This window comes from Candidatus Methylomirabilis sp. (genome assembly GCF_028716865.1).
Classification (GTDB): domain Bacteria; phylum Methylomirabilota; class Methylomirabilia; order Methylomirabilales; family Methylomirabilaceae; genus Methylomirabilis.
In genome coordinates this window covers 1-13,560 of sequence record NZ_JAQUOY010000026.1, presented here as the reverse complement: position 1 = coordinate 13,560, position 13,560 = coordinate 1, and the positions used below count along the sequence as shown (strand labels likewise).

The window sequence follows — 13,560 nt, the reverse complement described above, 5'->3', positions numbered from 1 at the left end:
TCAACTCCCCTTTATCAAAAGGGGGGACCCGAGGGGGGATTTCATGCGGATATGTTGCAACACGTGTGTCACTGTGGCCTCGATACCCACCGTTGAAAGAGCCGTTGGACGGCATCACAACAGGGCAGATCCCTGAGGGGGCTCAGGAGCGTTGTCATGCTCGCCTCAACCGCAGGCGGAGCCGCCGGGGCCCTCCGTCCACTACGATAGGGACGTGTCGTGGGGGCAGATCGACGGGTTCGGCCAATTCTTAAGGCGATCTCGTCCACCACCGGCTCGCCAACCTCCTCGTTCAGGATTGTTTTCAACTTGTGCCGCAGCATGTGAAGCTCATGCAGCCAGATGGGATCCTCGACGCAGAGGTACAAGCGTCTATCCCTGAAATCCTCCACGCTCGCCCGCTCCTTGATGCGATCTGCTACGACCCGGTCCCAGGCTCGAAGGAGCGCGAGGTGGCGGATCACCCGACCGAGACCCAGCCCTTGCAGGCTACCCTCGAGGATATCGGCGCACCTGGCAGGGGCGGTCTGCGTTTCCCTCTGTGCCGGCCAGCCGGCCTTCACCTGGCAAACTCCACTGTCGGCGCCGCTTTTGCCGATTCAGCCACCAGAAAGTAGCTCGCCTGCTGAAAATGGAACAATCCGGCGACGGTCCTTTCCGGAAAGCGACGAATCCGGCTGTTGTAGCCCTGCACCAGATCATTGTATCGCTTCCGTTCGACGGCTAATCGGTTTTCCGTTCCCGCCAGCTCGTCCATCAGGCGGGCAAAGCTCCGATCCGCTTTAAGGTTCGGGTACCGCTCCACGACCACCAGCAGGCGTCCGAGCGCCACGTCCAGGGCGTTGCTGGTGGTGATCTTTTCCTCAGGACTTTTGGCCCCAGCCATCCTCGCCCTGGCATTGGCGATACCCTCCAGCACCTCTCGCTCGTGGGCGGCATACCCTTTCACTGTTGCAACCAGATTCGGAATGAGGTCTGTCCGACGCTGTAACTGATTCTCGACTTGAGCCCAGGCCGATCTGATCCCCTCGTCCATCGAGACCAGTTGATTGTAGACGTTCCAGAGGTACACGCTGCCGGAGAGGAGGACAACGACCAGGATGGCCGACAACCCAAGCAGGGGCGAGAAGGCCCGCTGCTGTCCGTTCACGATCGCCCTCCCTCTCGGGGGACACCGGACAAGGCTTCATCGATGGCGCGATTGGCGAGCGCGTCCGCCTGACGGTTCAGTTCGCGACCGACATGCTCAATCCGAAATGATGGGAGGGCGCTGATGAGGTCGCGCGCCTGCGCATGTAACGCGGCGAGGCGCGGGTTTTTAACTCGATAGCTGCCCTGGATTTGTCTCACCAACAACTGGGAGTCGGATCGAATCTCGACAACGGACGCCTGAAGCTTCCTGGCCTCCCTCAGAGCAAGCAGGAGCGCTTCATATTCGGCCACGTTATTGGTCGCCTCGCCGATGTATCGGCACAAGCCCCGCTGCAGCGGCCCGTCCCCTGTCTCCAGCATGACGCCGATCCCGGCTGGGCCTGGGTTCCCGCGAGCTGCGCCGTCGATGTGAATCATCAATCGTAATCCCCCTCGACGTGGCTCAGGACAGGCCTGCGAGGCCGGGCCGGCGTTCAGCTCCCCCGCACCCCGCATTGTCATCATCCCTTCCAATAAAGGATCCGACCACACCCTTCGCAGGTGTGAAGTTCCGCGTTTCGTCGAACCTCCAAGTACAACTGAGGCGTGATGGTCACGTGACAACCCTCACAAGAACGGTTGATTACCTGGGCCACCGCCAAGCCATCTCGGCTCTTCAGGAGTCGCAGGTATAACTGCAGCAGGGATGCCTCCACGTCCACTGACCGGCCTTCCCTGGTCTTCCGCAATATCGAGAGGCGGCCTTGCAACTCCCGAAGTTCGCCTTCCCGCTGCTGCTTGTTCTTCAGAAACTCCGCCTGTGTGACCTGGATCTTCTTCTCTTCCTGATCTTGAATCTTTACAGCGCTGTCGATATCGTCGAAGCACGCGAGAACCTCTTCCTCCAGCGTCGAAATCTTCTGCTTCAGCCCCTCGACCTCCTTCAGGACTGCAGTGTATTCCAGGTTGGTCTTGATCTCAAAAAGGCGGCCTTGTCGCTTTTTGAGCTCTCTGCTGGTCTCATCCAAATCGCGCTCTTTCTGACGGCGAAGCTTCTGGAGCCTCTCCACCTCCGCGGTGGCCGCATCAAGAGTCGCCTTGGCCTGAGCCAATTGCTGGTCCATCATCCGGATCTGAACGGGGATGGCCGCCGCCGCCGCATCGAGCTCGGCGATTTCGGCGTCAAGCCCCTGTAATTCGACAAGCCGCTCTAAGTCCTGAAACACGTTGCGCTCCCCAATGATCAGCGATTAGCGTTCAGCTATCAGCGATCAGCCCAGTGTCAGCCTCAAGCTGACCACTGAAAGCCGATGGCTGCTTTTACGTGGTGGGCCCACCTGGACTCGAACCAGGGACGACCCGGTTATGAGCCGGGGGCTCTAACCAACTGAGCTATGGGCCCCAGCAGAAGACCAGCAACTAGTGTAGTGTCCCACAAATACCCTTACAATCCGTTCGTGGTGAGCCTGTCGAATCCATGAACGGAACCTCTCGACATACTGCACCCTTCGACAGGCTCAGGGCGAACGGAAGGCGTAACGAATCGTTGGATACGCTGCCTAAGATTCCACAAAGCTCTTGAGCTTCCTGCTCCGAGTAGGATGTCGGAGTTTCCGCAGCGCCTTGGCCTCGATCTGTCTGATTCGCTCGCGGGTGACGTCGAATTGCTGGCCCACTTCCTCCAGGGTGTGATCGCGTCCATCCCCAAGCCCGAAACGGAGCTTTAATATCTTTTGCTCCCGTTCCGTCAGTGTCCCAAGCACCTGCTCGGTCTGACCGCTCAAGTTCATGCCGATGACGGCCTCGATCGGGGAGATCACAGCTTTATCCTCGATGAAGTCACCAAGATGAGATCCTTCCTCCTCCCCGATGGGCGTTTCCAGCGAGATCGGTTCCTGCGCGATCTTGAGGACCTTCCTGACCTTATCAACCGGCAGATCGATCTTCTGGGCGATCTCCTCCGGGGTGGGCTCCCTGCCATATTCCTGAACCAGGTACCGGGAGGCGCGAGTCAACTTGTTGATGGTCTCGATCATATGAACGGGGATCCGGATGGTGCGGGCCTGATCGGCAATGGCTCGCGTGATGGCCTGGCGGACCCACCAGGTGGCGTAGGTGCTGAACTTATATCCTCGCTGGTATTCAAACTTATCCACCGCCCGCATCAGGCCGATGTTCCCTTCCTGGATCAGGTCGAGGAACTGGAGGCCGCGATTGGTGTATTTCTTTGCGATACTGATCACCAGACGGAGGTTGGCCTCTACCATCTCCTTCTTTGCCAGATGGGCCTTTCGCTCACCGTTGGTGATAGTATGAAGACAGGATCGTAACTCCTTGGCGGAGGCATCGGCCTCCTCCTCAACCCTTCGGATCTTTCGCTGGATAGCCGTGACGGTGTGTTCACATTCATCCAGCCCCTTCCGGTCGAGCCCCGTCCGACGGAGAATCCCTCGTATAGCGGCAGTCTTCTCCCGGCCGTTGCCGGAGATGATCCTGATATCCTCCATGGACAAGTGGTGGGCCCGCCCCACGTCGCGAAGCTCCTGCTCGCCCTGCTCGATCCGCTCCAGGAGATTGCGGATCCTGGCGACCACCCGCTCGATCACCCGCTGGTTGATATGCAGCCCTCGAATCAGCGTGGCCTGCGCCGCCTTGCGACGCGCCATCTCATCCAGGATCCTCTGCTGCCATCGCTCGCTCAGACGGCCAACACCGCGCTGGTAACGCCGTCGAAGGCCATCGATCTTCACCTGCTCCTCTCGGAGGGCTTCTAAGGATGGGGTATTTTCGGCGAGCAACTCCCGCTCTTTCTGTTCGGAGATCTCGTCAAACTCATTGAGTGAGAGCAGCTCATAAATACGAGCTTTGCCATGTAACAGTCGCTCTCCGATTTCGGTAATCTCCCGGACCGCGACTCCAGCCCGGCAGACAGCCTCGGCCACGTCTTTGTGGCCCTCTTCGATCCGTTTCGCAATCTGAATCTCTCCGTCCCGGGTCAGTAGGGGGGTTTTTCCCATTTCTCGCAGATACATCCGAACCGGGTCGTCGGTCCTGCCGGCGGCCGACGGAACAAGCTCGGGTCCCGTCTCGGCGCTCTCTTCTTCCTGCTGGGGCGCGGGCGTTCCCACCGCTTTAGGCCGCTCTGCCTCATCCACAACCTCGATATCCATCTCATCAAAGAGATTGAGGATCTTGTCGATCTGGTCGCCGGAGGTGACCTCTTCCGGCAGGAGGCTATTCACCTCGTCGTAGGTCAGGTAACCCTTTTTCCGCCCGAGCGACACCAGCGGCTTGATCCCCTCTTTGACGGCGGCCGGCGCTATCGTCATCGGCTTTTTTGCGGTTCTGGAACGTGCATTGCCCCGAGGGGCCTTGGCCGGTGAGGCCACCGGGACCGTCCCCGTCTTATTCTGTTGGCTCAAGGCAACCCGCTTACGAACCACATGAAGAGGCCGCGTGGCCTGACTGCGCGCTCTCCACTGCGTGGTCTTCGACGGTCGTCTTGGCTTGTGTGTATTTGCCATACTGTCTCCCCTGAAAAACAGCCGACAGCTAACAGCTCATAGCCGCTCTCAAAAGCTCCTGCCTCAGTCCAGATTTCACGACGATGCCGGGACGTGAGACCGAACTCGATCTCTGCTCAGCGCAAGAAACTGAGCCTGCAGGCGCGCAACCGTTCCATGATCGCCCGCTCGTTCGGCCGCTTCCATCTGTCGCCGGAGTTCATCACCCTTCTCGCGCTCACGCCTGACTGTGATGCGCGCAAGATAATCGGAGAGGGCGCGCTCGATCGCCTCCTCCCCATCGTACTCTCCAAGATCAGTCGCCAACAACTGCGTGAGCACCCGCTGCGTGTCCGGGTCCACTGCGGCAAGCGATACCGCGCTACGGCCCGTCCCAGGTTCCATTACCGCAGACTGATAAATCCTGCGAAGCGTCCGATCCTTCAGCTCCTCAGGCCGTACGCTTTCACGCACACGAGAGGCCGCGCCGGGATGGTGGAGTGCCAGGTGGATCAGCTTCCATTCTATGGACGGCAACCCTCTGGGTTGCAGCGTTGGCGGCATGGTGTCCCGCTTGCGGCCTTTCACCTGAAGATTGAGCTCGCGGATGATGGCATCATTGGGAAGTGAAACCCGGCGCGCGAGCTTTTCCGTGTAGCGTTGCCGCGTGATCTCATTGCCGACGGCGCCCAAGAGGGGCAGGACGGCATTCACCGCGTCGGCCTGGCCTTCGGGGCTGGTCAGATCGAATCCCGAGACCTTCCGATCGAGCAGAAACTCCATCAGGTCCTTCGATTGCGTGAGCGCGTCGGCGAAGGCCGAGGAGCCACGCTCCCGCAGAAAACAATCAGGATCTTCTCCATCCGGAAGGAGCATTACCCGCCAGTCGAGCCCGCTGTTGAGCAAGCTTTCGACGCAACGTCTCGCCGCGGCGATCCCGGCCGCGTCCGGATCGAACACCAGCAACGCCCGCGTCGTGTATCGGCGGAGCAGGGCAATCTGCTGAGTTGTCAGCGCAGTGCCCAGGACTGCTACGGTGTGCTGCACACCATGCGCGTGCAACGCGATCAGGTCGAAATACCCTTCCACCACAAGAGCCGACCCGCGATCGCGAATGGCGGAAGCCGCAAGGTGCAGACCGAACAGGTGGGACCCCTTTTTGTAAATGGGCGTTTCCGGAGAGTTCAGGTACTTCGGAAGGGAATCGTCAAGGACGCGACCGCCAAAGGCAATCACCTGACCCACCGAATCACTGATTGGGATCATCAGTCGGTTCCGGAATCGATCATACGCCCCGCTCCCGTCTTTGCGCGGCAGCGCCAGCCCAGCCTCCTCCACCTGTTTCTTAGAGAATCCCCTGCGCAGCAGGTGGCGAAGGAGTTCCTCCCAGGAGGCTGTCGCATACCCAAGCCCGAACTGCTCGACGACCGAATTCGGGATGCCCCGGCTCCTCAGATACGCGCGCGCAGTTGCCCCGATCGTCTGATGCTGGAGTTGTTGACGAAAGAATTCCGCCGCCGTCTTGTGAATCTCCAGCAGCCCCAGGCGCGCGCGCTCGTCCTGCCCTGGCCCGCTTCCGGTATGTGCGCGGGAGCGCGCCGGGAGGCTGATTCCGGCTCGGTCGGCCAGCGACCGGATTGCCTCAGGGAAGTTGAGATGTTCCTGCCTCATCAGGAAACCGGCCGCATCCCCGCCTTCACCGCAGCCAAAACAGTGAAAGATCTGACGCTCAGGATTGACCGTGAAGGAAGGGGTCTTTTCGCTATGGAAGGGGCACAGGGCCTTATAGTAACGTCCGGCAGGTTTCAGTGGGAGGTATCTGCCAATAAGCTGCACAATGTCGGTGCTGGCCAGCACTCGGGAAACCGCCTCCTCCGAGATCACTGTCCGCTCATCCTCTTCATGCCGCTCCGTCCGTAAGTATGGAGAATGTACGAGGACACAGCTCCACAATGGTGGCGCCGATTCCCCCCTCCTGATAATCAGCTACCCGGAAGCTTTCGACCAATGGGTGGTCCTGAAGGAACTCTGTGACGGTCTTTCTGAGAATTCCTGAGCCCTTTCCATGGATAATTCGTACGGTGGGCAGTCCGACTAAGAATGCATCTCCGACATACTGGTCAAGGCGCCGAGCCGCTTCGGTCGCATCACATCCGATCAGGTTCAGCTCGCCCCTCACCTCGTCCTTTATCCTGGACAGCCGGATCGGCCTGCTCGTCTCACCCTGTCCAGAGTCGCCTTGGGATATCACCGCTTCCAGGGGGACCCTCACCTTTCCAAGGGGGAGCCGGATCTCCACGATGCCGGCAGACGACGGCTTCCCTGTCACGATCCCACGCTGCCCGAGTCCCTTAATGAAGACCTCCTGCCCCTCGCGAACCGAAGCGGTTCCAATACTGCTTGCGACGCGATCCGAATCGGTCACGTCGCTGAGCGCCACCTGAGTCTGCCGCTCCAGATCGATGAGTTGCCGGCGCACCTCCTGCGCCGACTGCCCGCGCGACTGGGATGACCTGAACTCCAGAAGCAGGCGATCAATCTCCGATCGAGCGTCGGTGACTGCCTCCTCGGCCTGTTGGAAAGCCCGGCGGCAAATTTGCTCGGCCTCGGCCCTCGCCGCGTCCAGTCGTACCTCGGCCTCACCGCGCGCCTTGGCCGTCTCGGCAGCTTCGCGAGTCAGCGCCTCACGCTCTACAGCGAGACGCCGCTGCTCACCCTCCAGATGGTCCAGCAGCAGCCGTAATGGATCGCCTCCTTCGCCTAGCAGCCCCTCGGCTCGCTGAATCACGCTCGAAGGTAATCCGATCCGAGAGGCGATCGCCAGACCATGGCTGCGACCGGAAAGCCCAATTAATAATTTATACAGCGGTCTCAGGGTGTCAAGGTCGAACTCGACGCAGCCGTTTTCGATTCGAGGGTGCGAATAGGCATAGGCCTTGATGGCGTCCAGATGCGTGGTCGCCACGACCATCGCGCCGCGCTCTAAAAGCGCCTCAAGGATCGCGATTCCCAGGCAGGCCCCCTCGATAGGATCGGTACCGGCGCCGAGTTCGTCCAGCAACACCAGGGTGTGTGGGCGCGCCGCATCCAGGATTCGGCGAATCTGACCGATGTGGGAGGAGAAGGTACTCAGGCTTTGCTCGATACTCTGCTCATCTCCAATGTCGGCAAGCACTCCGCTAAAAAAAGGGACCTCGGAGTCCGGCGAGGTCGGCAGATGCAGCCCCGCCTGCGCCATCAGCGAGAGCAGACCCGCCGTCTTCAAGGCGACCGTTTTGCCGCCGGTATTCGGTCCGGTGATGAGTAGCGCATCAAAGCTATCGCCCAGACGCAGGTCGATCGGGATGGTCTGGTTCGTCCCGGCTGTTTCCGTCTGTTCCAGCAAGAGTGGGTGTCGGGCCTCCCGCAGCACCAGGGGACCCGTGTCCTTCAAGGAGACAGGGGTACAGTGAAGCGTGTCGGCCAATCGTGCCGCGGCACATCGACAGTCCAGTTCAGCCGCGAGCAGCATCGTCGAGAGCACCGCTTCCGCCTTGGATCGGAGAGACGCGGTGAGCGCGGCCAGCACTCTTCTGATCTCCTCCTCTTCGGACCGCTGCAACAACCGTAGCTGGTTATTGAGTTCTACAACCTCCTGGGGCTCCAGGAAGATGGTGGCGCCACTGACGGATCGATCCTGGACGACACCCTTCAGGGCGGTCCGGTAGTTGGGCTTGACAGGGATCACGTAGCGCTCGTTTCGAAGCGTCACGAGCAGTTCGGCGATATAGGGTTGAAGGGGAGGATCCGTCAGCAGGGACTGTAAGCGAGAGTGGATCAGGTTTCGAAGCTCATGGATTCGAAGTCGAAGTTGGTTGAGCTTTCGGCTGGCGGTGTCTTTGACCTCTCCGGTGGCTTCGACAGACGCGTGAATCGCGTCTACCAGGTCGGTATGATCAGCGAATTGGGAGGCGATAGCATGAAGCTGCGGACACAGGTTCCTGGATCGGGCGATCGCGTGACGGATCGCCGCCGCCGCTTCCAGTGATCCGGCGACCCTGACGAAATCTATCGCCGCGAGGATTGCGCCTTCCGGTCGAGACTGCCGGATCGACTCCCTGATGTCGCACAGTTGGTCAAATGGAAGTGCGGTTTCCCTGGACAGCAGCGCCCGGAACTCCTCAACTTCTTTCTGGACTTTCTTCGCCTCCTCCAGTGTGGGAAGAGGCTGGGTCGCCTGTGTCAACTCCCTTCCAATGGGCGATCCGGCCTCAGCGGCTAATCTCGCCTGGATGGCAGGCCACTCCAGAATCTCGAGGGTATGCTGGTCGATCTGATTCATGTGATGCGAAGGTCTCCGGATACCAAAGAACGCGGAATCAGCTCGGTCTGTTGCCGTGCTTGGGGGGCGGCCTCAGTCGCAAAGAGCGCATATCCCGAGCACACGGATACACTAGAAATACACAGGGGACTCGATTTCGAGTCCCCTGAACTATCCACCCAACATGGGGATATACTTACGATGAGGCAATTGCACAGGCATCAGCGCTTCGACAACGCGTCTTTGACCATCTGACTGGCTACCTTCCCATCCGCTCGACCAGAGATCTCCGGCATCAGGAGCGCCATGACCTTCCCCATATCCTTAATGGAACTCGCGTGCGACACAGCAAGCGCTTCCTCTATCTTCTTTCGAAGCTCTTCCGGTGAGAGCGGCGGAGGCAGGTATGCCTCGAGGAGCTTGAGCTCGGCCTCCTCCTTCACGGCCAGATCATCTCGTCCCCCCTTTACATACTGCTCGATGGCCTCTTTTCTGAGCTTACAGGACGCGATCACTGCCTGGATAATTTCCGCGTCGTCTAACTCTCCCCGCTTTTCTATTTCCCTGTTCTTGATGAGCGCATGGAGAAGCCGAAGCACTGACGTCCTCAGCCGATCCCCACTCTTGAGGGCTACCTTGAGGTCGTCGGCCAATCGTGCCTTTAAGACGCTCACGTCCTACTCTACAGCGAAGTGGACGCGCTTCAAGGCCTTCTTTCTGGCGGCCATCGATTTTTTCTTGCGGCGGACACTGGGCTTCTCGTAATGCTCGCGCTTGCGGAGCTCCGACAGGACTCCAGCTTTCTCGCACTGCTTCTTGAAACGGCGGAGAGCGACCTCGAACGACTCGTTCTCCTTGACCGTCACGCTCGCCATCCCCTTCACACCCCCTTATCAATAGCGATGAGATAAGCTACGAGTTGATCCTTTTCTCGGCGGAATTTGAAAGCGGTCACATCAAGTTTCGACTTTTTATTTATAATTGCACTCTTCGCACCTAAATGTCAATGTTTTTACCAGCGCCGGGCTTCTCCAGTGCAGCGTTCCTGGCACTTCTTTACATTTACCGTTCGCCCTGAGCCAGTCGAAGGGCAATGTGTACTCAACGCCTCCCATCAGTGGTTCGACAGGCTCACCACGAACGGACTGTAAAGACTTCACTGGGACAGCATGCTAGCCCTTTCTGCCAAACAGGTTGTTCAGGATCGTCTCAGCGGGTGGCCTCGACAATGGTCACCTTCTTCATAACGTCCCCGACCTTGATCTTCATGACGACATCCATCCCCTCCACGACCTGCCCAAATACCGTGTAGTCGCGATCCAGTGCGGGTTGTGGCGCCAGAGTGATGTAGAACTGACTCCCGGCGCTGTTGGGCGCAGCGGTTTTCGCCATGGCCACCGCTCCGGTCGTGTGTTTACGCGAATTGACTTCATCCTTGATGGTGTAACCGGGGCCGCCGGTCCCATCCCCCTTCGGATCACCGCCCTGAGCGACAAAGCCCGGCACAACCCGGTGAAAACTGAGACCGTTATAGTAGCCCTGCTTAGCCAACTTGATAAAATTCGCTACGGTCCCAGGCGCATCCTTCTCATAGAACTCTACGACGATCTTACCGGCCGCCATCTCGATGATGGCCCTAGGGCTCTTCGTCGGCTCGGCCTCGGCCGTACTATGAAGACTCATGAATAACAGTCCAACTCCCAGCATCCCGATCGCGCTTCGCATTGTATTCCTCCTTTAAGGTTAGAAGTTATAACGGTGTTCAATACCACCACGACCTTCCCCTGTCAAACCATTTCACCCACACCTGACGTAGACCATAGCGTTTAGTAATCAGTATTCAGCCCCCGAAAGGACGTGAGGGGTGCCCCCTTACGCCTGGTGCTGCAAGTTGACAACTTCCGGGTTGTGGTCACCAGCTTCCGCTGGCGCCGCCGCCTCCGCTGGACCCGCCGCCGAAGCCGCCGAATCCGCCAAAGTCGGCACCACCGAAGCCACCACCTGACGAACCCCCGCTGTAGGGACCGATCGGAAACCAGATGAAGGGGTTGCGGAATCGACGCGGGCCGCGGCGGTCGCGAAATGACCGCTCGCCGGCCATGCTGATGGCGATCAGTCCGACCAGTAGGAGCAAAAAGAGCAAGACCGGGGTCGCCTGAGAGCTCAGGCGCCATCGTCTGGTCTCCTGCTCAGGGGCTGTTGTCCGCAGGCGGGGCGATTCTGGCACCGGGATCTGAATCTGCTTTTGCCGTGCAATGGTCTCGACGATCCGGGTGATGCCTGCCTCGATTCCTTCGGCGAATCGGCCCTCTCGGAAGCGCGGCGTGATCGTATCACGAATGATCTCGCCGGCCAGTCCATCAGGGATGGTTCCCTCCAGGCCGTAGCCCACCTCGATCCGAAGCCTCCGTTCTTTCGGGGCCACCAGGAGCAGCACGCCCTCGTCCTTCCCCTTCTTTCCAATTCCCCAGGCAGCAAACAGCTCGACAGCAGCCTCTTCGACCGACTGTCCACCAAGGGTGGGGAGAGTAGCCACAGCGATCTCGACGCCCGCTTCTTGATTTACCTCCGTCAGGAACTGCTCCAGCCGATTCTTCGTAGCGGCATCGAGCAGGCCGGCGTAATCGCTCACCCACCCGTCGGGTTTGGGGAGGGAGATGCCGGCAGATGCCGACCTGGAGAACAGGCAAAGAACGAGCAAGCCATAGAGTAGAAGGCAGCGATAGAGGAAGCGAGGGGGAGAAGAAAGGCGACGGTCAGGCAGCATCGACAAGTACAATCACCCGTTCCCACTCCTCAACGAGGCGGGAAAGGATCTGTCTCACATCGGCGGTGGCCAGTCGGATCGATCCACGCTTGTGGGCGAGCAGCCTGGTCAAGAGGTCTCGATCGAGATGATGTCTTGAAGCCACCGATTCAACCACCTCCATATCGGTGGAGGGGACAGGCGTTCCGTCCAGACGTATGATGGCGCGAAAGACCGGCAGGAGGGAGGTGATCGCACCGGCAAGGAGGCCGCCAAGGGCCTCTCTGTGATCCAGCAACTCCAGGTATCCTTGCCGCAGCCGGATTAAACTGCCATGGAGCTCTCGCCGGGATTGGGCTCGAACATCCTCGGGCGAAACCACGATAGTGGAGAGCGGATTGGAGCCGAACAATAGGTAACCGGACTCCTGAATATCTGACACCTCAAGAGGGAAGGCGCGAGCGGCGAGTCGGAGTTCACCTTCCGTAAGAAACAGGGGGGTGATCTTGAACTTCCGCCATCGGCGAAGCTGCTTTGCCGCTTCCGCCAGGTCCTCCAGCCTGACCGATTGCAGGACGACCAGCAGGTTCACATCGGATCGACCGGAGATGAAATCGCCCCTGGCAGCGCTTCCATAGAGCAAGATCGAAACGAGCTGCCGATGGTACACCCGGCTGAGAGCATCAACAACCACCTGGAGTTGCCCCTCTAATTCTGCCCCCAAGCCGGCCGACGGGATTATCTTATCCACCCCCCATCCTTTGGATATCGGGCTACGGCGCGCGCCTGATCTCAAACTCGAACAGCAGCAGTTGCTCGGCCGAGCCGACGTAGAAGGAGCCCACTTCGAGGATGACCATTTTTGCTGTTGGGTCAGGCGCCGGAAAGATGAGCAAGCCCTCCCGGTCAAGCTTTGGAGGCACAACGAGCAAGTTGGTCAATGTGGTCTCTTCCAGCGCTCGCAAGACCTTTGCCGACTCGCCCTTGTCGGAAAAGAGGCCGTACAACTCATCGTACGACAACGCAGCCGAGCGGTGGTCCTGTTGGTCCGTGAGCCAAGCCTGGCCCGGATCGAAGTTGACGCGATCCCGGCCCACGTTCTGGATTCGGAGAATAAAGGCGAGAAGGCCCTTAGTGGTTCCCTTCGAGAGCATTTTAAACGGGTTCAGTAGGGCTGGTCGCCGGGTGTAGTAGGCGTCAAGACCTTTCTCCGTCAAAGGTTCAACGGTGACGGTTGCGCCGCCGAGGGTGGCGATGATCAAGTCACCCTGGGCCCGCAAAGCAGGCAGACGTTGCGGGCTTGGGCGAAGCATCATCTCGCCGCTCGGACCTGACGCGCAGGCGGCAAGCGATATCACCATCAGGAGAGAAAAAAAACGGGCCAGAGGCCCGTTTGGGAATAGAGGTTTCACGCGCTACCGTGTGTTCGAATCGCTTCAGACCACAAGCGCTCGCAGGCGGGCAATGCGCTCCTCCATGGGCGGATGGGTGGAGAAGAGCTTAAACAGCGCATTCCCACGGATTGGGTTCACAATGAAGAGATGAGAGGTGGCAGGGTTGGCATCCTCCATGGGCAGACGGTTGGCTCCGATCTCAAGCTTTTGCAGGGCCGAGGCCAATGCATACGGCTTATGAGTCAGTCGGGCGCCCGTCTCGTCGGCCTGAAACTCCCGGGACCGAGAGATCGCCAACTGGATCAGGGTCGCTGCGATAGGGGCCAGAATAGCCAGGAACAGAAATCCCATCGCGCCACCTCCGCGATCCTCGTCATCGCGGCCACCGCCGCCAAAGACCGGCATCCACATCGCTATCCGGGCCAGCATCACAATCACGCCGGCGAGCGTCGCCGCGATCGTGCTGATCAGCGTATCGCGATTGCG

14 protein-coding genes and 1 tRNA gene are annotated in these 13,560 nt (G+C 59.5%); all 15 read right to left on the bottom strand.

From position 1 onward, the window contains the following. Positions 1–68: 68 nt before the first annotated feature. Positions 69–563, bottom strand: coding sequence for a DUF721 domain-containing protein (locus tag PHV01_RS10475; protein ID WP_337291103.1), 495 nt, complete (start codon positions 561–563; stop codon positions 69–71). Next, positions 560–1,150: a LemA family protein gene (locus PHV01_RS10470; protein WP_337291102.1), complete on the bottom strand. Its 591-nt coding sequence runs from the start codon at positions 1,148–1,150 to the stop codon at positions 560–562. Before PHV01_RS10470 ends, PHV01_RS10475 begins: the two co-directional genes overlap by 4 nt. After that, entirely contained in the window at positions 1,147–1,647 is a 501-nt protein-coding gene (locus PHV01_RS10465; RefSeq protein ID WP_337291101.1) for a ribonuclease HI family protein, read from the bottom strand. The genes PHV01_RS10470 and PHV01_RS10465 overlap by 4 nt, the downstream gene beginning before the upstream one ends. 5 nt (positions 1,648–1,652) lie before the next feature. Continuing rightward, on the bottom strand, positions 1,653–2,357 hold the full coding sequence (locus PHV01_RS10460) for a C4-type zinc ribbon domain-containing protein (protein WP_337291100.1): 705 nt from the start codon (positions 2,355–2,357) through the stop codon (positions 1,653–1,655). A gap of 99 nt (positions 2,358–2,456) precedes the next feature. After that, a tRNA-Ile gene (locus PHV01_RS10455) sits at positions 2,457–2,533 on the bottom strand. 157 nt (positions 2,534–2,690) lie between these two features. Next, positions 2,691–4,655: an RNA polymerase sigma factor RpoD gene (gene rpoD, locus PHV01_RS10450; RefSeq protein ID WP_337291099.1), complete on the bottom strand. Its 1,965-nt coding sequence runs from the start codon at positions 4,653–4,655 to the stop codon at positions 2,691–2,693. A gap of 75 nt (positions 4,656–4,730) precedes the next feature. Beyond that, positions 4,731–6,518, bottom strand: a complete 1,788-nt coding sequence (gene dnaG, locus PHV01_RS10445; protein ID WP_337291098.1) for a DNA primase — start codon at positions 6,516–6,518, stop codon at positions 4,731–4,733. Between the two features lie 16 nt (positions 6,519–6,534). Next, on the bottom strand, positions 6,535–8,955 hold the full coding sequence (locus PHV01_RS10440; protein ID WP_337291097.1) for an endonuclease MutS2: 2,421 nt from the start codon (positions 8,953–8,955) through the stop codon (positions 6,535–6,537). 200 nt (positions 8,956–9,155) lie between these two features. Then, a complete protein-coding gene (locus PHV01_RS10435) occupies positions 9,156–9,608 on the bottom strand; it encodes a GatB/YqeY domain-containing protein (RefSeq protein WP_337291096.1) in 453 nt (150 codons plus the stop codon). A 3-nt stretch (positions 9,609–9,611) separates the two neighbouring features. After that, on the bottom strand, positions 9,612–9,809 hold the full coding sequence (rpsU, locus tag PHV01_RS10430) for a 30S ribosomal protein S21 (protein WP_337291095.1): 198 nt from the start codon (positions 9,807–9,809) through the stop codon (positions 9,612–9,614). A gap of 334 nt (positions 9,810–10,143) precedes the next feature. Then, the gene (locus PHV01_RS10425; protein ID WP_337291120.1) at positions 10,144–10,617 is read right to left on the bottom strand and encodes a peptidylprolyl isomerase; all 474 of its coding nucleotides are present in this window, start codon (positions 10,615–10,617) and stop codon (positions 10,144–10,146) included. A gap of 229 nt (positions 10,618–10,846) precedes the next feature. Beyond that, entirely contained in the window at positions 10,847–11,701 is an 855-nt protein-coding gene (locus PHV01_RS10420; RefSeq protein WP_337291094.1) for a TPM domain-containing protein, read from the bottom strand. Further along, complete coding sequence (locus PHV01_RS10415; protein ID WP_337291093.1) at positions 11,691–12,431, bottom strand: nucleotidyltransferase domain-containing protein; 741 nt, start codon at positions 12,429–12,431, stop codon at positions 11,691–11,693. Before PHV01_RS10415 ends, PHV01_RS10420 begins: the two co-directional genes overlap by 11 nt. A 22-nt stretch (positions 12,432–12,453) precedes the next feature. Next, positions 12,454–12,996, bottom strand: a complete 543-nt coding sequence (locus PHV01_RS10410; RefSeq protein WP_337291092.1) for a hypothetical protein — start codon at positions 12,994–12,996, stop codon at positions 12,454–12,456. Positions 12,997–13,116: 120 nt separating this feature from the next. Next, a partial coding sequence (locus PHV01_RS10405; RefSeq protein WP_337291091.1) for a M48 family metalloprotease occupies positions 13,117–13,560 on the bottom strand: 444 nt, incomplete at its 5' end.

Excerpts from the sequence above, each read along its gene's own strand:
- rpoD (WP_337291099.1), bottom strand. The coding sequence starts at position 4,655 with ATGGCAAATACACACAAGCCAAGACGACCGTCGAAGACCACGCAGTGG.
- PHV01_RS10410 (WP_337291092.1), bottom strand. The coding sequence starts at position 12,996 with ATGATGCTTCGCCCAAGCCCGCAACGTCTGCCTGCTTTGCGGGCCCAG.
- PHV01_RS10440 (WP_337291097.1), bottom strand. The coding sequence starts at position 8,955 with ATGAATCAGATCGACCAGCATACCCTCGAGATTCTGGAGTGGCCTGCC.
- PHV01_RS10420 (WP_337291094.1), bottom strand. The coding sequence starts at position 11,701 with ATGCTGCCTGACCGTCGCCTTTCTTCTCCCCCTCGCTTCCTCTATCGC.
- PHV01_RS10465 (WP_337291101.1), bottom strand. The coding sequence starts at position 1,647 with ATGCGGGGTGCGGGGGAGCTGAACGCCGGCCCGGCCTCGCAGGCCTGT.
- PHV01_RS10425 (WP_337291120.1), bottom strand. The coding sequence starts at position 10,617 with ATGAGTCTTCATAGTACGGCCGAGGCCGAGCCGACGAAGAGCCCTAGG.
- rpsU (WP_337291095.1), bottom strand. The coding sequence starts at position 9,809 with ATGGCGAGCGTGACGGTCAAGGAGAACGAGTCGTTCGAGGTCGCTCTC.